Genomic DNA, 16,789 nt, shown 5'->3' on the forward strand with positions numbered 1-16,789 from the left:
GAGTTCATCAGGCAGTGCGGGCGATGAACCCCGCCTCCAGCGTCGATTCGCCGAGCGCCTGCGTGACCTCGGCCGGCGAGCCGTCGGCCAGCAGCGCGCCCTGGTGCAGCACCAGCACGCGGTCGGCGGCCATCGCCTCCTCGACCCAGTGGGTGGCCCACAGCACGCACACGCCGCGCTCGCGCACGTCGCTGCGCAGGGCAGCCAGCAGGTCTTGGCGCGATTTCGGATCCAGCCCGACGGTGGCCTCGTCCATCAGCATCACCGCCGGGTGGTGCAGGCCGGCGCGCACCAGCTCGACCTTGCGGCGGTTGCCGCCCGACAGCTCGCGCACCTTGCGGTCGAGCTCGCCGCCCAGGCCCAGCCGCTCGCAGCCGGCGGCTATGCGCGCGCGCGCCAGGCGGCGCGGCAGGCCGTGCAGGTCGGCCTGGAACAGCAGGTTGCGGCGGATGCTCAGGTCGAGGTCGAGCGAGACCTGCTGGAACACCACGCCGATCTGGCGCAGCGCCGATGCGGCCGCGCGCCGCAGCGAATGCCCCGCCACCTCGACCTCGCCCTCGTCGGCGGCGAACAGCCCGGTCAGCAACTGGAACAAGGTGGACTTGCCGGCGCCGTTGGGGCCGAGCAGCGCGACGAACTGGCCCGCGGCCACCTGCAGCGACAGCGACCGCAGCGCCGCGCGCTCGCCATAGCGCTTGGTCAGTCCGGTGGTCCGCAGCATCGTCGAAGGGGGCATGGCGAAGCTCATGAACCACGAACACTGCAATACACGGGCCCGCCGCGATGCTGCAGTGCAACGCAGCGCGGCACAGCGGCCCGCACGGGCGTCGGCGCGGCGCGTCACGCCTGCTGCGCGGCGCTGAAACACTCTGTGCCGAACGTGGTTGCCACGAATTCGGCGCAAGGTGTCAGCGGCATTTCATTTCCGGAGCACCAGCGTCACAGCGCTGGAGCGAAACATGGGTTTTCCCTCTTCGGGCAATCCCGCAGTGGCACATGGGCGCAGAACTTGCGGTTCTGCACACGCCGAGTTCTGTGGGTCGCTGCGTGTGGTGGATCTCGGAATGGTGCTTCGCGACCGGACTCTGCTCACTTCATAAAACAGGAGACTTCGATGCGAAATTCCGGTCTGTCGACATGGCGTATCTGGCGCCATCTGGGCATGGTGTTGCTTGCTCTGCCGCCATTGGCGATGGCGAATGCGGATGTCGAGAAGAACATCGCCAACTCCAAGAACTGGGCGATGCAGGCTGGCGACATGTACAACCAGCGCTACACCAAGCTCAACCAGATCAACACCGGCAACGTCGGTAAATTGCAGGTCGCGTGGACCTTCTCGACCGGCGTGCTGCGCGGCCACGAGGGCTCGCCGCTGGTGATCGACGGCACGATGTACCTGCACTCGCCGTTCCCGAACAAGGTGTTCGCGATCGACCTCGACAGCCAGAAGATCCTCTGGAAGTACGAGCCCAAGCAGGACCCGGCCGTGATTCCGCAGATGTGCTGCGACACGGTGAACCGCGGCCTGGCCTATGCCGAAGGCAAGATCATCCTGCAGCAGGCCGACAGCATGCTGCTCGCGCTCGACTCGAAGACCGGCAAGGTCATCTGGAGCGTGAAGAACGGCGACCCGAAGCTGGGCGCGGTGAACACCAACGCGCCGCACATCTTCAAGGACAAGGTCATCACCGGCATCAGCGGTGGCGAGTGGGGCGTGCGCGGCTTCATCGCGGCCTACAACCTGAAGGACGGCAAGCTCGCCTGGAAGGGCTACAGCGTCGGGCCCGATGCCGAGATGCTGATCGACCCCGACAAGACCATGACCTGGACCAATGGCGCGATGGCGCCGGTCGGCAAGGACTCGTCGACCAAGACCTGGAAGGGCGACCAGTGGAAGACCGGCGGCGGCACCACCTGGGGCTGGTACAGCTACGACAAGGCGCTGAACCTGATGTACTACGGCACCGGCAACCCGTCGACCTGGAACCCGGCGCAGCGCCCGGGCGACAACAAGTGGTCGATGACCATCTTCGCGCGTGACGTCGACACCGGCATGGCCAAGTGGGTCTACCAGATGACGCCGTACGACGAGTGGGATTTCGACGGCATCAACGAGATGATCCTGGCCGACATCGACGTCAAGGGCAAGCCCACCAAGGCGCTGGTGCACTTCGACCGCAACGGCTTCGGCTACACGATGGACCGCGTGACCGGCGCGCTGCTGGTCGCCGAGAAGTACGACCCGCAGGTCAACTGGGCGACGCACGTCGACATGAAGACCGGGCGCCCGCAGGTGGTGGCGAAGTACTCGACCGCGCAGGGCGGGCCTGACGTCAACACCAAGGGCATCTGCCCGGCGGCGCTCGGCAGCAAGGACCAGCAGCCGGCCTCGTTCGACCCGGAGACCAAGCTCTTCTACGTGCCGACCAACCACGTGTGCATGGACTACGAGCCGTTCAAGGTCGAGTACACCGCCGGCCAGCCGTACGTCGGCGCGACGCTGTCGATGTACCCGGCCCCGGGCAGCCACGGCGGCATGGGCAACTACATCACCTGGAATGCCGGCACCGGCAAGATCGTGCAAAGCCATGCCGAGAAGTTCTCGGTCTGGAGCGGCGCGCTGAACACCGCCGGCGGGCTCAGCTGCTACGGCACGCTCGAGGGCTACCTGAAGTGCGTCGACAAGAAGGACATCAACAAGGAGCTCTTCAAGTTCAAGACGCCGTCGGGGATCATCGGCAACGTGTTCAGCTATGAGCACAAGGGCAAGCAGTACATCGGCGTGTTCTCGGGCATCGGCGGCTGGGCCGGCATCGGCATGGCGGCCGGCCTCGAGAAGGACCAGGACGGCCTCGGCGCCGTCGGTGGCTACCGCGAACTGGCGCAGTACACCGAGCTCGGTGGTTCGTTGACGGTGTTTGCCCTGCCGAACTGAACGGCGGCCGGCAACTCCAAGAAGAAGCAAGAAGAAGAATCGAGAGACAACCTGGGCACAGGGACGGCACCCCGGGGGATGCCGTCCCACCCCCTTGATGGTGGATGGGTCAATGAAATTGAAGCAGTCTCTGTTCCAGACTTCCGTCGCCGTGCTGGCGTGCCTCGCAGCGAGCGCGCTGGCCGACGACAAGCCCTACACCGTGGTCGACGGCTACAAGGTCGACGCGAAGACGATGGACGGCTTTCGCACCTGGCGCGCGGCCGCCTGCGACCGCTGCCACGGCGCCAACCAGGAAGGCCTGGTCGGGCCCTCGCTGATCAACAGCCTGAAGACGCTGAGCCAGGACGAGTTCGTCAAGACCGTCACCGAAGGCCGCCTGCCCAAGGGCATGCCGAGCTTCGGCGAGAGCCCGCAGGTCAAGGAACACATCAACGACCTGTACGCCTACCTGAAAGGCCGTTCGGACGGCGCCATCACGCGCGCCAAGGTCGAACCCAACAAATGAACCGCACCCGCAAGATCCTCACGCTGGCGCTCGCGCTGGCCGGCGCGGCAGCGTGCCTCCCGGCCACTGCGCAGGACACCGACAAGCCGCCGGCGCGCCAGGCGCTGCGCGTGTGCCAGGACCCGAACAACCTGCCGTTCTCGAACGTCGAGGGCGCGGGCATCGAGAACCGCATCGCCGACGTGTTCGGCAAGGCGCTCGGGCTGCCGGTGCAGTACTACTCGTTCCCGCAGCGCCTGGCCTTCATCCGCAACACGCTGCGCTACAAGCTGCCGGGGCAGGACTACCCGTGCGACATCGTGATGGGCGTGCCGGTCGGCTACGACCAGGTGTCGGCGACCAAGCCCTACTACCGCTCGACCTATGCGCTGGTGTTCCCGCAGGGCCAGGGGCTCGACCAGGTGAAGTCGGGCGACGACTTCCTGAAGCTCGACCCGACGCGCCTGGGCAAGCTGCGCATCGGCATCTACGACCGCTCGCCGGCGTCCGACTGGCTCAAGCTGCACCGCCTGGTCGACCAGGGTGTGCCCTACCCGATCATGAACGCCGACCCGCAGCAGTACCCGGGCGAGATCATCGAGAAGGACCTCGCCGCCGGCAAGATCGACGCGGCCATCGTCTGGGGTCCGATCGCCGGCTACTTCGCGCAGCGCGTCAAGTCGCCGCGGCTGACGGTGGTGCCGCTGAAATCGGAACCCGGCGTGCGCTTCGACTACGAGATGGCGATGGGCGTGCGCTACGGCGAGCGCGAATGGAAGCAGAAGATCGAAGCGCTGATCGACTCGCAGCAGGCGGCGATCCAGGCGATCCTGAAGGACTACGGCGTGCCGCTGGTCGATGAGTCGTTCGCGTACAAGGCGCCGATGAAGTGACCCACCCCCGAATCGCCTTCGGCTCCTCCCCCTCAAGGGGGCGCCGCCAGCGGCCCGGCAAAGCCGGTTCCGCGGCGGCCGCTTGATCATGCGTTTTCATGCATGGCGGGTCGCGCTGGCTGTGATGCTGCCGGCGAGCGGCTTTGCGGCGCAGGAGTTCTCGGCCGCGGAGCAGGCCATCTTCCTGGCCGACCAGCTCGCGAACCTGCGGCCGCCGTCGACGCTGCGCTACAGCTTCCACAAGGCCGGCAGCCTGGAAGCCGGTTTCGACGATGCCGTGGTGCTGTCGTTCAAGCCGCAGGCCGACGGCAGTTGCTGCGCGTCGACCGGCGAGTTCCTCACCGGACCGCGCCGGTTGCCGCTGCCCGACATCGACAACGCCAAGGCCAACCCGGTGATCCTGTACTTCCTGGAGCACGACATCCGCGAGATGCGCCGGCTGACGCAAGGGCCGGAGAACTACTTCCGCAAGCGCATCCGGATGGCGGTCTTCCAGGGCGCGACGGTGGCACCGGCGTCGTTCGTCTACAAGGGCAAGACCGTCGCCGGCCGCCAGGTGTCGTTCAAGCCCTACCTCGACGATCCGAACCGCTACCGCTACGAGAAGCTGGCCGGCAAGGAGTACCGCTTCCTGCTGTCGGACGCGGTGCCGGGCGGCGTGCTGGGCATCCGCACGCACATCGCCGCCGCCGGAGCCGATGCCGCTGCGCCGCCGCTGCTGAGCGAAGACCTGCTGATCGAAGGCGCCGAGCCCCTCCCGAAAGCCACACCATGAACCTTTTGCATCGACTGCCGTTTCGACTGACGTGCATCCTCGCCCTGCCCTGGCTGCTGCTGATCCCGGTGGCCGCGTCGGCCAACGACTTCCCGACCTCGGAGCGCGTGATCTACGTGCAGGAGTGCATGCGCACCCACCCGGGCCCGCACTTCGAGATGATCAACAAGTGCTCGTGCGCGGTCGATGCAATGGCCGGCGAGGTGGCCTACGACGACTACGTCGGCATGACCACGGTGGTCAACGCGATGTCGATCGGCGGCGAGCGCGGCGGCACGCTGCGCGACAACGAATCCATCAAACCGCAGATCAAGCGCTACCGCGAGCTGGAGACCAAGGTGCACAAGGCGTGCTTCATCAACGACGCCAAGTAGCGGTGGCGGCGCTGCTGGCGGGCCTCGTGTCCGGCAGCGTCGCGGCGCCGTTCGCCTGGATCACCAACCAGGGCAGCAACGACGTGTCGGTGATCGACCTCGCGTCGCAGCAGGTGGTGGCCACGGTCCCCGTCGGTCGCTCGCCGGCCGGCGTGGTGGCCGCGTCGCGCGCCGGCAAGGTGTTCGTCTCCAACCCCGACAGCCGCGACATCTCGGTGATCGACATGCGCGAGCAGCGCGTCGTCGGCACGCTGGCGGCCGGCGACGGCCCGGTGGGCATCGATGCCTCGCCCGATGGCACGCGGGTGTTCGCCGCCGACTGGTATGCCAACCGACTGATGGTGTTCGACGCGGCGGGCAGCGGGCCACCGCTGGCGCGAATCGAGGTGGGCCGTGCGCCGGCCGGCGTGGCAGCGCATGCCGACAACGACACCGTGTTCGTCGCCGAGCGCGACGATGACAGCGTGGCCGTGGTCGGCGTGCGCGAACGCCGCGTGCTGTCGCGCGTGAAGGTCGGCAGCCATCCGTTCGCGCTGCTGTTCGATGCAATGCGCCAGCGGCTGTACGCCCTCAATGTGCAGAGCGACGATGTGTCGGTGATCGACACCCATGACAGCCGTGCCTTGCGCGTGATCGCCACCGTGAAGGTCGGCAAGGCACCGTACGGCGCCGCGCTCGCACTCGGCGGCGCGCTGCTCTACGTGACCAACCAGCACGACGACAGCGTCAGCGTGATCGACGCCGATTCGCTGAAGCTGCTGCGCACGCTGAACGGCTTCGGCTACCCCGAGGGCGTGGCCGCGCATGGCGACAAGGTCTACGTCGTCAACTGGATGGACGACGACGTCAGCGTGCTCGATGCCGCCAGCGGGCAAGCGGTGCGCCGCATCGCCACCGGCAAGAACAGCCGCGGCTTCGGCGCCTTCATCGGCGCGCCCGCACAGCCCTGATCCCACCCACGAAGGAGGACCCCATGCCCATGAAACTGCTTGGCGGCTGGCTCGCGCCACTGGCCGCGATCACGATGCTCGGTGTCGTGCCCCTCACCGGCGAAGGCCACGGCCCGACGCGGCAGAAGGTGGTCGAGAAGATCACCATCGATGCCCCCGCCGCTGCGGTGTGGGCCCGCATCAAGAACTTCGACGCACTGAAGGACTGGCTCCCGCCCGTCGCCGAGAGCCCGGCCTCGCAGGGCAACGCGGTGGGCTCGGTGCGCTCGCTGAAGCTGAAGGGCGGCGGCGAGCTGACCGAGACGCTGGAGGGCTACGACGACGCCGCGATGAAGTACAGCTACCGCGCGAAGGATGGCGGCGCCCTGCCGGTGACGAACTACACCTCGACGATCACCGTCACCGCGAGCGGCAACCAATCCATCGTCGAATGGCGTGGCGCGTTCTACCGCGGCTACCCGCAGAACGATCCGCCGCCGGACCGCAACGACGAGGCCGCGCTGAAGGCCATCACCGGCGTGTACCAGAGCGGGCTGGCGAACCTGAAGAAGCTGGCCGAGGCGAAGTAGAGAACCGGCTCAGGCCGGCTTGGCGCTGAGGCGCCGCGAGTTGGCCGGGTCGCGGAACACCAGCGGGTGTTCCACCAAACCGCCCGCCACGGCCTTCACGCCGACCGTGCCTGCGCGCTCGACCGCCTCCTGCACCAGGTGGTGGTGCGGGCTCTTGACGCACACCGGGTCGGCCATCGCCGGGTCGTGCGCGATCAGGTACGCCTGGCAGCGGCAACCGCCGAGGTCCACCTCGCGCTGGTCGCAACTGGCACACGGCTCCTTCATCCAGCCGGTGCCGCGGTAGCGGTTGAAGCCTTCGGAGTCGAACCAGATGTCGCGCACGCTGTGCTCGCGCACGTTCGGGAAGCTGAGGCCGGGCAGCATCTTCGCGGTGTGGCAGGGCAGCGCGGTGCCGTCGGGCGCCACGGTGAGGAACATGCTGCCCCAGCCGTTGACGCACTTCTTCGCCTTGCCCTCGTGGTAATCGGGTGCGACGAAGAACAGGCGCATCTTGTCGCCCAGGCGTTCGCGCCATTCGTCGGTCACCGCCTCGGCGTGGCGCAGTTGCTCGTGCGTCGGCAGCAGCTGGTCGCGGTTCAGGAAGGCCCACGAGTAGTACTGCGTGTTGGCGAGTTCCAGGTACTCGGCACCGAGCTCGGCGGCCATGCCGATGATGCGGTCGATGTGGTCGATGTTCATGCGGTGGATCACCACGTTCATCACCATCGGCCAGCCGTTGGCCTTGATGATCTGCGCCACCTTGTTCTTCAGGCCGAAGGTCTTGGTGTGCGACAGGAAGTCATTCATCTCGCGGGTCGAGTCCTGGAACGACAGCTGCACGTGGTCGAGCCCGGCCTCCTTCAGCGCCGCGGCGCGGGCCTCGGTGAGGCCGACGCCGGAGGTCAGCAGGTTGGTGTAGTAGCCCAGCCGGTGCGCCTCGGCGACGATCACTTCCAGGTCGTCGCGCAGCAGCGGCTCGCCGCCCGACAGGCCGCATTGCACCGCGCCGAGTTCGCGGCCCTGGCGCAGCACGCGCAGCCAGTCCTCGGTGCCGAGTTCGTCTTCCTGGCGCGCGAAGTCGACCGGGTTGTAGCAGAACACGCAGTGCAGCGGGCAGCGGTAGGTCAGCTCCGCGAGCAGCCACAGCGGCGGTCCGGGCGGGGATGACGACACGGTGGCCATCGTTCAGTCCCAGGCCAGCCAGCGCTGCTTCGCGGCCAGCTCGATGAAGCCCAGCACGTCCGGCTCCAGGCCCTGCGCCGAGAACGCCTTCTCCAGGTCCTCGACGATCGCGGCGACGCTGCGCTCGCCATCGCAGCGCTTCATGATCTCGCCGGCGCTGCCGTTCAGCTTGACCATGCCCTCGGGGTAGAGCAGCACATGGCAGTCCTGCACCGGTTCCCATTGAAGCCGGAAGCCGGGGCCGACGCGCGGTTGCGTTGATGTCGACAGGACACTCATGAGGTGACACCGTAGCGGGTGGCCATCGCATCGTTCATCGCCCACAGGATGTCGAGCTTGAACTGCAGCACCTCCAGCGCGCGCTCCTGCAGCGGCCGCGTCGTGAAGTGGTCCAGCGTGATCGACAGCCCCTGCTCCACGTCGCGCCGCGCCTGGCCCAGCCGGTTGCGGAAGTAGCTCAGGCCCTCGGGCTCGATCCAGCCGTAGTGCTCCGGCCAGGTGGCCAGCCGCTGCTTGTGGATCTCGGGCGCGAACAGCTCGGTCAGCGACGAGCACACCGCTTCCTGCCACGGCGCGCGGCGCGCGAAATCGACATACGCGTCGACCGCGAAGCGCACCGCCGGCGTCACGTGGCGCAGGTCCTGCACCTCGTCGCGGCCCAGCCCCACCGCCTGCGCGAGCCGCAACCAAGCCTCGATGCCGCCGGCATCCTTCACGCCGCCGAGCTCGAAGCCGTCGTGGTCGAGGATGCGCTGCACCCAGCCGCGGCGCACCGTGGCGTCGGGGCAGTTCGACAGCACCGCCGCGTCCTTGATCGGGATCGCGATCTGGTAGTAGAAGCGGTTCGCGACCCAGCCGCGCACCTGCTCGGGCGTCGCCTTGCCGGTGTTCAGCATCACGTTGAACGGATGGTGGATGTGATACGACTTGCCGCGCTCGCGCAGCTGCGCCTCGAACTCGGCGCGGGTCCACGCGGGCGGACCGGCGTCGGCGGGGTGACGGCCTTCTTTCAGCATGTCGGCGCGCAGCGTCATGGTCAGATCTCGATGCTCATGCCGTCCTCGCAGACCTCGATGCCGGCGCGCTGCAGTTCGGCGCGCTGGGGCGAGTCCTCGTCGAGGATCGGGTTGGTGTTGTTGATGTGGATCAGCAGGCGCCGCGTGCTGGCCGGCAGGCGGCCCAGCCACTCGAGCATGCCGCCCGCGCCCGACTGCGGCAGGTGGCCGATGTCGCGCGCCGACTTCTTGCTCAAGCCGAGCGTCTTCATCTCGTCGTCGGTCCAGAAGGTGCCGTCGACCATCACGACGTCGGCGCTCGCCATCGCGTCGAACACCGGCGGCGTGATCGCGCCCAGCCCCGGCGCATAGAACACCGACGTGCGGCGCGCCGTGTCGACCAGCGTCATGCCGATGTTGTCGCCCGGCACCGGTGCCTCGCGGTGCGGCGAATACGGCGCGGCCTTGCTGCTCAGCGGCATCGCCTTGAACGCGAGGCCGGCCACGCCGGGCACGCTGAACGGCGTGCCGTCGAGCGCGATGCGCTGGCGCTGCACGCCGCAGAAGTGCGACAGCACGCGCAGCACCGGGTTGCCCTGGGTCAGGTCTTCTTCGACCGGATCGGTGCACCACAGCGGCAGCGGCGACGTGCGTTCGCGCAGCATGAAGAGGCCGGTGGCGTGGTCGATCTGGCCGTCCATCAGCACGACGCCGGCGATCGCGGTGTCGCGCAGCGCCCGCGCCGGTTGCAACGCCGGGTGGCTCCGGATCTGCTCGAGGATGTCGGGCGAGGCGTTGAAGAGCACGCCGTCGGCGGCCCCGTCCGGCCGCACGAAGATCGACGACTGCGTGCGGGCCTTCGCGCGCACGCGGCCCGAACGCACGCCGGCGCAGTTGTCGCAGTTGCAGTTCCATTGCGGGAAACCGCCGCCTGCTGCCGAGCCCAGAACGGTGATGCGCATGAGGGAGGTATTGGAGCCGGCACCCCAGGGTCGCCAGGGTGCCGGCGAGTACGAAGCGCCGCGATCAGCGGGCCGTGACGTACATCGTGATTTCGAAGCCGAAGCGGAAATCCGTGGCAGTCGGTGTTTGCCAAACCATGAAGACTCTCCTTGGGTGGACTCACAGTGCCGGTCGGCAACTGCGGGGGCCTCTGGGTCCCGTCCTGCATGGTGGCGCGCTGCGGGTCATCGGCCCAGTCGGGTGATCATGAATGCGAACTGGCGATTTTCATGAATCGCCGCGGCGGGGGTTTTCCAACTGACAGCTCGCGGGCTTGCCTCTTGCTTCCCAGCCCCGGGCGCAGGCCTTCCATGCCCAGTCCGTTGCAGGGCTGACGCAGAGTGTCCCGCGTCGAACCACATGGAGACGCAAGGCATGGACCGCAACGATGCGCTGTTGACGGATTGGCGCGAACGCGCGCTGGCGCTCGAGGCCGCGGTGGGCCAGGCGGTGATCGGGCAGGCCCGGGTGATCCGGCTCGTCAACCTGGCGGTGTTCGCGCGCGGCCACGTGCTGCTGCAGGGCGACGTCGGCGTCGGCAAGACAACACTGCTGCGCGCGTTCGCGCAGGTGCTCGGCGGCAACTTCGCGCGCACCGAGGGCACGATCGACCTGATGCCCAACGACCTCGTCTACTACACCTACATCAGCGCCGAGGGCCGGCCGGCGGTGGAGCCGGGGCCGCTGATCCGCCATGGCGAAGACCTGGCGATCTTCTTCTTCAACGAGATCAACCGCGCGCGGCCGCAGGTGCACTCGCTGCTGCTGCGCGTGATGGCGGAGCGCAGCGTGTCGGCCTTCAACCGCGAGTTCCGGTTCCCGCACCTGATCGTGTTTGCCGACCGCAACCGCGTCGAGCGCGAAGAGACCTTCGAGATCTCGTCGGCCGCGCGCGACCGCTTCATGATGGAGGTCACCATCGACGCGCCGGCGAGCGATGACGACCGCCGCGAGCTGATGTTCAACCCGCGCTACCACGACACCGACCGGCTGATGGAAGAGCTGCCGGCGGCGATGCTGAACCACCAAGCGCTGAACGAGGTGGCCGAAACGATCCAGCGCAGCGTGCAGGCCTCGCAGGCGCTGCAGGACTACGCGCTCGGGCTGTGGCGTGCGACGGCCGTGCCGGCGGAGTACGGCGTCAAGGTGTCGGGCCTCGACACCGCGCAGCTGATGCTGGCCGGTGCGAGCCCGCGCGGCATGAGCTACCTGCTGCGGGCGGCGCGCGTCGCGGCCTGGCTCGATGCGCGCAGCTTCGTCACGCCGGAGGACGTGCAGGCGGTGTTCGTCGAGACCATCGCGCACCGGCTGTGCTACCAGCCGGTGTACGAGATGCGGCGGCAGGAGATCTCGGGGCCGCTGATGAGCGGGATCCTCGCGAGCGTCGCGGCGCCGTAGTCACGTCGATGAACATGGGAGAACCATCTGGCCGCACGAACCCCGTTCGCCCTGAGCTTGTCGAAGGGCCCGATCATCCTGAGCCCGTCGAAGGACCTGAGCTTGTCGAAGGGCCGGCGCGCATCGAGCGAGGGCTTCGACAAGCTCAGCCCGGCCCTTCGACAGGCTCAGGGCGAACGGTTTGGGGGCACGGGCACGGTCAAGTATTCGGATTCGGGTTCCGTTCGCATCACACCCGTTCGGACTGAGCCTGTCGAAGGCCCCGCGCAACACTCGCTTCACCGATGGCCCGCACCATGACCCCCCCGACCCTCCCCGAGATCCACTACCGCATCGGCAGTGCGGCGCTCGGCCACTTCCCGGGCCACCACCGCAGCCGGCGCGGCGACAGCGGCTTCGAGTTTCGCGGCCACGCCTCGCTGCTCGACGCGCCCGATCCGCGCCGGCTCGACCTGCATGCCAGCCTGCGCGATCCGTTCGGCCAGTGGTCGGTGCGCGTCTACAGCCAGCGCAAGTCGATCCCCGTCGCGGTCGTCGCCGACCTGTCGGCCTCGATGGGTTTCGCCGGTGCGCAGGCCCGGCTCGCCGTGCTGGCGGATTTCGTCGACAGCCTCGCGTGGTCGGCCTGGCGCACCGGCGACAGCTTCGGCTTCATCGCCTGCGACGAGCAGGTGCGCACCGACCTGCTGCTGCCGCAAAGCCGCTCGCGCGCCGCGGCCGGCGAGCTGACGCGCACGCTGCGCAGCCTGCAACCCACCGGCCATTCGGCGCACGGCCTGCATCACGCGCACCGCCACCTGCCGCAACGCCGTTCGCTGGTGTTCCTGCTGTCCGATTTCCATTGGCCCGTCGACGAGGTGCAGACGGTGCTCGCGAGCTTGGCCCACCATGACCTGGTGCCGGTGGTGCTGTGGGATCCGCAAGAGTTCAGCCTGAGCGCGCCGCGCGGCCTGGCCCCGGTGCTCGACCCCGAGAGCGGCCGCCAACGCCTCGTGTGGTGGCGCCCCGCGCTGCGCGAGCAGTGGCGCACGCAGCAGGCGCAGCGGCACGAGGCGCTGCTGCGGGTGTTCCGCGCGCAGCGGCTGAGCCCCTTGTTCATCGAAGGCGCCTTCGATGCCGACACGGTGACGCGGCACTTCCATGCGTGAACGCCTGGTCACCCTCGCGTTGATCGCCTGCAGCGGCCCGGTGCTCGCTGCACCCGACACGCTGCACGCCAGCACCGTCGAGCCGCGCGCGTTCGGCTACCACGTCGGCGACACCGTCGAGCGCGAGCTGATCGTCCACATCCCCGACGGCTTCGAGCTCGACGAGGCCTCGCTGCCGCGCCCCGGCGCGCGCGGCAAGGCGCTGGAGCTGCAGGGCGTGTCGCAGCACAGCACCGCCGACGCCGGCGGCACCCGCCTGACGCTGCAGCTGCGCTACCAGGTGTTCATGGCGCCCGCCGAGGTGCGCACGCTGGAGATCGCGCCGTTCTCGCTCGGCTTCAAGGGCGAGGGACGCGAGCAGTCGCTGCGCGTCGACGCCTGGCCGGTGACGGTGTCGCCGCTGGTGCCGCTCGAGGTCTCGCCACGCGAAGGCCTGGGCGAGTTGCGGCCCGACCTGCCGCCGCCGCTGATCGACACCCGCGCCGCGCAACACCGCCTGCTGGCCTATGGCGCGGTGCTGCTGCTGTGCCTGGCCTGGCTCGCGCAGGTCTACCTCGCGCTGCCGTGGTGGTCGCGGCGCAAGCGGCCGTTCGCGAGCGCATGGCGGCAGCTGAACCACCTGCCGCCGGACAGCCCGGCGCCCGCGCGGCGGGCCGCGTTCCAGCGCCTGCACGAGGCACTGAACCTGACGGCCGGCGAAGTGGTGTTCGAGCACGGCGTCGACCGCTTCGTCGCGGCACAGCCGCGCTATGCCACGTTGCGCGACGAGCTGCTGGCGTTCTTCCGCCAATCGCGGCACGAGTTCTTCGCCGATGCCCCGCCGGCGGCGAACGACGGCCGCTGGCTGGTCGAGTTCTGCCGCAAGTGCCGCGATGCCGAGCGAGGCGCGGCGTGATCCATTTCGACACGCCGTGGCTGCTGGTGCTGCTGCCGCTGGCGCTGTGGCCGTGGTGGGCGCGCGCCGCGCACCCGGTGCGCAATGCCTGGGTCACGCTGATGCCGCGCGACCGCGCGTCCGACACGCTGCAGCGCCTGCTGAAGGGCGCCGCGGTGCTCGCGCTCGCGCTGCTGGTGCTGGCGATGGCCGGGCCGTACCGGCCGGAGTACACGGTGGAGCGCGTCGGCCAGGGCGCCGAGATCGTCGTGGTGCTCGACCGCAGCCGCAGCATGGACCAGGGCTTCGCGGGAGCCCGCCTCGCGGCCGGCACGGCCAAGCCGCGCGGCACCGGCCCCGAGGCGCTCGACTACTACATGAGCCTGTCGCCGGGCCGCTCGCGCGACGCCAAGGGCAAGGTTGCACGCCGCTTGCTGTCGGAGTTCGCGGCCGGCCGGCCCGACGACCGCTTCGGCATGGTGGTGTTCAGCACATTGCCGATGCGCGTGCTCGAGTTCACGCAGAAGAACGAGGTGGTGCAGGCCGCGATCGCCGCCGGCGAGATCGGGCGCGGCCTGTCGGAGACCAACATCGGCCTGGCGCTGCTGGAGGCGCTGTCGTTCTTCGACGACCGGCCCTACACCGGGTCGCGCATCGTGATGCTGGTGTCCGACGGCGGCGACCACCTCGACCCGGCAACGCAGGAGCGCATCGCGTTCGCCGCGCGCAAGCAGCGCACCGCCATCAACTGGTTCTACCTGCGCTCGGCCAACAGCCCCGGCCTGAACGCCGAAGCGGGCGACCCGCTCGGCGCGGCCGACACGGTGCCCGAGCACCAGCTGCACCGCTTCTTCCAGTCGCTCGGCACGCCGTACCGCGCCTACGAGGCCGACAACGACAAGGCCTTGCAGGCCGCCATCGACGACGTGAACCGGCTGGAGAACATGCCGATCACCTACCTCGACACCGTGCCGCGGCGCGACCTGTCGCCCTGGGGCCATGCGATCGCGCTGCTGTGCGTGCTGCTGCTGTGGGGCGCGCAGGCGCTGGAGATCCGGCGATGGGCGTGAACACGCGGCGGCGCACGCGCATCGTGCTGGGGGTGCTGATAGTCGTTGCAGTGGCGGCACTCGCCGACGGCATGCACCTGTGGCGGCTGCATCGCTGGAACGCGGCCATCGCGGCCGACCCGCCGGTGGCCGTCGGCAACCCGCCGCCCGCCGAGTTGCAGTTCGCGCTGGCCCATGCGCAGGCCGCGAGCGGCGCCACCGACGAGGCCTTGAAGCGCTACCGCGCGCTGCAAGGCGACACGCCGCTCGGCCAGGCGGCGCGCTACAACAGCGCGAACCTGCTGATGCGCCAGGCCATCGAGGTGCGCGGCGGCGCGCAGCCGGGGCTCGCGATCCCGCTGCTGGAGCTGGCCAAGGAGGGCTACCGCGAGGTGCTGCGCAACGACCCCGGGCAATGGGATGCGCGCTACAACCTCGAACGCGCGCAGCGCCTGCTGCCCGACCCCGATGAGTCGCTGGCCGCGCCCGCCGACGGCCGGCGCGATGCCGAGCGCGCCGTCACGACGATGCGCGGCTACTCGCCGGGCCTGCCATGAAGGCGGTCGCGTGGCTGCGCGCGTCGTGGCGCGGCCGGCGCGACGCCTGGCTGCTGGCGCTGGCGGCCCTCGCGCTGGCCGCGACCTTCCTGAACCCCGGCTTGCGCATCGAGCGCCGGCTGTTCGAGCACGTGGTGGTGCTCGACATCACGCAGAGCATGAACGTGACCGACCAGGTGCTGGCCGGCAAGCCGGCGTCGCGCCTCGCGTTCGCGAAGGAGGCGCTGCGCCAGGGCCTGCTCGAGCTGCCCTGCGGCTCCAAGGTCGGCTGGGCGGTGTTCACCGAATACCGCTCGTTCCTGCTGCTCGCGCCGGTGGAGGTGTGCGCCAACCTGGGCGAGCTGCGCGCGACGCTCGCGCGCATCGACGGCCGCATGGCCTGGTCGGGCAACAGCGAGGTGTCGAAGGGCCTGCACAGCGCCATCGGCATCGCGCGCGACCTGCCCGGCAAGCCGTCGCTGGTGTTCATCACCGACGGCCAGGAGGCCCCGCCGCTGAACCCGCAGTACCGCCCGGCGTTCGACGACAAGCCGGGCGAGGTGCCGGGGCTGCTGGTCGGGGTCGGCGAGTTGCTGGCGTCGCCGATCCCGAAGACCGATCCGCTCGGGCGGCCGCTCGGCGTCTGGCGTGCGGACGAGGTGATGCAGACGGACATGCGCCGCCAGGGCCGTGGCGCGAGCGTCAGCGGCGAGGCGCTGGCGGACGATGGCGCCGGCCCGGCGGTGGCAGGACTGGGAGCGACGCCGGGCACCGAGCACCTGTCGGCCTTGCGCGAGGGCTACCTGCGGCTGCTTGCGAGCGAACGCGGCTTGCGCTTCCATCGGCTGCAGACGGCGCCGGGCTTCTCGGAGGCGCTGACCGACCCGGCGCTCGCGAAGCCGGTAGTCGCGCGGGCCGATGGGCGGGTCGCGCTGGCGGCGCTGGCGTTCCTGTTGCTTCTGTTGCGCAACGCGTGGCCGGCGGCGCAGCGGATGCGTCAGGCGCTGCGGAAGAAGCGGTCGGCTGCGGCGAGCGCGGTGGCATCGGACTGAACCGTGCCCGGCGGGCCGCCCTTGCCCCACAGCGCGCCGTCGAACGGCATCGACAGGAAGGCGGCGCACAACTGTGCGGAGTCGATCATCGGTTGCGCCTTCGCGCGATCGCCGCTGGTCGTCACGAGGTGCATGCGCTTTCTGGCCATCTCGGCCTTGAACGGCAGGCCCTCGATGCGCAGCCAGGCGCTCCAGTGGTCGAGGTAGGTCTTCAGCGAGCTCGGGAAGCTGTACCAGTAGACGGGCGACACCAGGACGAGATCGGTGCAGCCCATCGTCGCGTCGAGCAGCGTGCGCAGGTGGCCGTCGTCGGGCCACGGGTAGGTGCCGACGGTGTGGCGCTGGTCGGTGAATGGCTGGACCGGCATGTGCGCGAGGTGCAGCCAGGTCTGCGTGGTGTCGGCGGGCAGGCTCTCGGCGGCGCGCCGGGCGAGCCATTCGGTGTTGCCGACGTGGCCGGGCTCGCGGGTGGAGGCGACGATGAAGAGGAAGTGGGACATGGGCGGGTGGCGGCAACGAATGAAACGCACGCAGTGTTCCATGAAGTCTGGCTGAAGCACGCGGCAACGACACTGGCCTTCCACCCGA

The 16,789-nt window shown here is 69.3% G+C and carries 20 protein-coding genes; 13 read left to right on the forward strand and 7 right to left on the reverse strand.

Going from position 1 to position 16,789, the window contains the following annotated elements:
• Nucleotides 1-7 precede the first annotated feature (7 nt).
• Nucleotides 8-721, reverse strand: a complete 714-nt coding sequence (locus BUE42_RS22375) for an ATP-binding cassette domain-containing protein (protein ID WP_073467509.1) — start codon at nt 719-721, stop codon at nt 8-10.
• Nucleotides 722-1,192: 471 nt separating this feature from the next.
• On the opposite strand from BUE42_RS22375, the gene BUE42_RS22380 reads away from it, so the two are divergent.
• From BUE42_RS22380 to BUE42_RS22410, 7 genes are all read left to right on the forward strand, one after another.
• A complete protein-coding gene (locus tag BUE42_RS22380) occupies nt 1,193-2,935 on the forward strand; it encodes a PQQ-dependent ethylene glycol dehydrogenase XoxF (protein ID WP_369822987.1) in 1,743 nt (580 codons plus the stop codon).
• Nucleotides 2,936-3,047: 112 nt separating this feature from the next.
• The gene (locus BUE42_RS22385; protein ID WP_073467511.1) at nt 3,048-3,443 is read left to right on the forward strand and encodes a c-type cytochrome; all 396 of its coding nucleotides are present in this window, start codon (nt 3,048-3,050) and stop codon (nt 3,441-3,443) included.
• On the forward strand, nt 3,440-4,315 hold the full coding sequence (locus BUE42_RS22390; RefSeq protein ID WP_073467512.1) for a substrate-binding domain-containing protein: 876 nt from the start codon (nt 3,440-3,442) through the stop codon (nt 4,313-4,315). Before BUE42_RS22385 ends, BUE42_RS22390 begins: the two co-directional genes overlap by 4 nt.
• 88 nt (nt 4,316-4,403) lie before the next feature.
• Complete coding sequence (locus BUE42_RS22395) at nt 4,404-5,090, forward strand: hypothetical protein (protein WP_073467513.1); 687 nt, start codon at nt 4,404-4,406, stop codon at nt 5,088-5,090.
• The gene (locus BUE42_RS22400; protein ID WP_073467514.1) at nt 5,087-5,464 is read left to right on the forward strand and encodes a hypothetical protein; all 378 of its coding nucleotides are present in this window, start codon (nt 5,087-5,089) and stop codon (nt 5,462-5,464) included. The genes BUE42_RS22395 and BUE42_RS22400 overlap by 4 nt, the downstream gene beginning before the upstream one ends.
• Nucleotides 5,440-6,414, forward strand: a complete 975-nt coding sequence (locus BUE42_RS22405) for a YncE family protein (protein WP_200799010.1) — start codon at nt 5,440-5,442, stop codon at nt 6,412-6,414. The genes BUE42_RS22400 and BUE42_RS22405 overlap by 25 nt, the downstream gene beginning before the upstream one ends.
• A gap of 23 nt (nt 6,415-6,437) precedes the next feature.
• Nucleotides 6,438-6,983 carry an SRPBCC family protein gene (locus BUE42_RS22410; RefSeq protein ID WP_200799011.1) on the forward strand — a complete coding sequence of 182 codons (546 nt, stop codon included), beginning with the start codon at nt 6,438-6,440 and terminating at the stop codon, nt 6,981-6,983.
• A gap of 9 nt (nt 6,984-6,992) precedes the next feature.
• Here BUE42_RS22410 and pqqE read toward each other — a convergent pair whose 3' ends face one another.
• The 5 genes from pqqE to pqqA form a co-directional block, all read right to left on the reverse strand.
• Nucleotides 6,993-8,147 carry a pyrroloquinoline quinone biosynthesis protein PqqE gene (pqqE, locus tag BUE42_RS22415; RefSeq protein ID WP_073467517.1) on the reverse strand — a complete coding sequence of 385 codons (1,155 nt, stop codon included), beginning with the start codon at nt 8,145-8,147 and terminating at the stop codon, nt 6,993-6,995.
• Between the two features lie 3 nt (nt 8,148-8,150).
• Nucleotides 8,151-8,426, reverse strand: coding sequence for a pyrroloquinoline quinone biosynthesis peptide chaperone PqqD (gene pqqD, locus BUE42_RS22420; protein ID WP_073467518.1), 276 nt, complete (start codon nt 8,424-8,426; stop codon nt 8,151-8,153).
• A complete protein-coding gene (pqqC, locus tag BUE42_RS22425) occupies nt 8,423-9,163 on the reverse strand; it encodes a pyrroloquinoline-quinone synthase PqqC (protein ID WP_073467586.1) in 741 nt (246 codons plus the stop codon). Before pqqC ends, pqqD begins: the two co-directional genes overlap by 4 nt.
• A gap of 20 nt (nt 9,164-9,183) precedes the next feature.
• Nucleotides 9,184-10,104, reverse strand: coding sequence for a pyrroloquinoline quinone biosynthesis protein PqqB (pqqB, locus tag BUE42_RS22430; RefSeq protein ID WP_073467519.1), 921 nt, complete (start codon nt 10,102-10,104; stop codon nt 9,184-9,186).
• A 64-nt stretch (nt 10,105-10,168) separates the two neighbouring features.
• Nucleotides 10,169-10,243, reverse strand: a complete 75-nt coding sequence (gene pqqA, locus BUE42_RS22435; protein ID WP_073467587.1) for a pyrroloquinoline quinone precursor peptide PqqA — start codon at nt 10,241-10,243, stop codon at nt 10,169-10,171.
• Nucleotides 10,244-10,519: 276 nt separating this feature from the next.
• Here pqqA and BUE42_RS22440 point away from each other — a divergent pair, with 276 nt between their 5' ends.
• The 6 genes from BUE42_RS22440 to BUE42_RS22465 all read left to right on the forward strand — a co-directional run bounded on the left by BUE42_RS22440 (nt 10,520) and on the right by BUE42_RS22465 (nt 16,201).
• The gene (locus BUE42_RS22440) at nt 10,520-11,542 is read left to right on the forward strand and encodes an AAA family ATPase (RefSeq protein WP_073467588.1); all 1,023 of its coding nucleotides are present in this window, start codon (nt 10,520-10,522) and stop codon (nt 11,540-11,542) included.
• Between the two features lie 296 nt (nt 11,543-11,838).
• Nucleotides 11,839-12,690: a DUF58 domain-containing protein gene (locus BUE42_RS22445; protein ID WP_073467589.1), complete on the forward strand. Its 852-nt coding sequence runs from the start codon at nt 11,839-11,841 to the stop codon at nt 12,688-12,690.
• Entirely contained in the window at nt 12,683-13,585 is a 903-nt protein-coding gene (locus BUE42_RS22450; RefSeq protein WP_073467520.1) for a hypothetical protein, read from the forward strand. The genes BUE42_RS22445 and BUE42_RS22450 overlap by 8 nt, the downstream gene beginning before the upstream one ends.
• Nucleotides 13,582-14,634: a vWA domain-containing protein gene (locus BUE42_RS22455; protein WP_200799012.1), complete on the forward strand. Its 1,053-nt coding sequence runs from the start codon at nt 13,582-13,584 to the stop codon at nt 14,632-14,634. Before BUE42_RS22450 ends, BUE42_RS22455 begins: the two co-directional genes overlap by 4 nt.
• Nucleotides 14,625-15,170, forward strand: a complete 546-nt coding sequence (locus tag BUE42_RS22460; RefSeq protein WP_073467521.1) for a hypothetical protein — start codon at nt 14,625-14,627, stop codon at nt 15,168-15,170. Before BUE42_RS22455 ends, BUE42_RS22460 begins: the two co-directional genes overlap by 10 nt.
• On the forward strand, nt 15,167-16,201 hold the full coding sequence (locus BUE42_RS22465) for a vWA domain-containing protein (protein WP_073467522.1): 1,035 nt from the start codon (nt 15,167-15,169) through the stop codon (nt 16,199-16,201). Before BUE42_RS22460 ends, BUE42_RS22465 begins: the two co-directional genes overlap by 4 nt.
• Here BUE42_RS22465 and BUE42_RS22470 read toward each other — a convergent pair.
• Nucleotides 16,147-16,701, reverse strand: coding sequence for a flavodoxin family protein (locus BUE42_RS22470; RefSeq protein ID WP_073467523.1), 555 nt, complete (start codon nt 16,699-16,701; stop codon nt 16,147-16,149). The two genes, BUE42_RS22465 and BUE42_RS22470, sit on opposite strands and share 55 nt — an antisense overlap.
• Nucleotides 16,702-16,789 lie beyond the last annotated feature (88 nt).

Source organism: Rhizobacter sp. OV335, assembly GCF_900142965.1.
Classification (GTDB): Bacteria; Pseudomonadota; Gammaproteobacteria; order Burkholderiales; family Burkholderiaceae_C; genus Rhizobacter.

Coding starts and splice junctions, on each gene's coding strand:
- BUE42_RS22375 (WP_073467509.1), bottom strand. CDS start 721: ATGCTGCGGACCACCGGACTGACCAAGCGCTATGGCGAGCGCGCGGCG.
- BUE42_RS22410 (WP_200799011.1), top strand. CDS start 6,438: ATGCCCATGAAACTGCTTGGCGGCTGGCTCGCGCCACTGGCCGCGATC.
- pqqD (WP_073467518.1), bottom strand. CDS start 8,426: ATGAGTGTCCTGTCGACATCAACGCAACCGCGCGTCGGCCCCGGCTTC.
- BUE42_RS22400 (WP_073467514.1), top strand. CDS start 5,087: ATGAACCTTTTGCATCGACTGCCGTTTCGACTGACGTGCATCCTCGCC.
- pqqC (WP_073467586.1), bottom strand. CDS start 9,163: ATGCTGAAAGAAGGCCGTCACCCCGCCGACGCCGGTCCGCCCGCGTGG.
- BUE42_RS22445 (WP_073467589.1), top strand. CDS start 11,839: ATGACCCCCCCGACCCTCCCCGAGATCCACTACCGCATCGGCAGTGCG.
- BUE42_RS22465 (WP_073467522.1), top strand. CDS start 15,167: ATGAAGGCGGTCGCGTGGCTGCGCGCGTCGTGGCGCGGCCGGCGCGAC.
- BUE42_RS22390 (WP_073467512.1), top strand. CDS start 3,440: ATGAACCGCACCCGCAAGATCCTCACGCTGGCGCTCGCGCTGGCCGGC.
- BUE42_RS22395 (WP_073467513.1), top strand. CDS start 4,404: ATGCGTTTTCATGCATGGCGGGTCGCGCTGGCTGTGATGCTGCCGGCG.
- BUE42_RS22380 (WP_369822987.1), top strand. CDS start 1,193: ATGGCGAATGCGGATGTCGAGAAGAACATCGCCAACTCCAAGAACTGG.
- BUE42_RS22440 (WP_073467588.1), top strand. CDS start 10,520: ATGGACCGCAACGATGCGCTGTTGACGGATTGGCGCGAACGCGCGCTG.
- pqqE (WP_073467517.1), bottom strand. CDS start 8,147: ATGGCCACCGTGTCGTCATCCCCGCCCGGACCGCCGCTGTGGCTGCTC.
- BUE42_RS22450 (WP_073467520.1), top strand. CDS start 12,683: ATGCGTGAACGCCTGGTCACCCTCGCGTTGATCGCCTGCAGCGGCCCG.
- BUE42_RS22470 (WP_073467523.1), bottom strand. CDS start 16,701: ATGTCCCACTTCCTCTTCATCGTCGCCTCCACCCGCGAGCCCGGCCAC.
- pqqB (WP_073467519.1), bottom strand. CDS start 10,104: ATGCGCATCACCGTTCTGGGCTCGGCAGCAGGCGGCGGTTTCCCGCAA.
- BUE42_RS22385 (WP_073467511.1), top strand. CDS start 3,048: ATGAAATTGAAGCAGTCTCTGTTCCAGACTTCCGTCGCCGTGCTGGCG.
- BUE42_RS22460 (WP_073467521.1), top strand. CDS start 14,625: ATGGGCGTGAACACGCGGCGGCGCACGCGCATCGTGCTGGGGGTGCTG.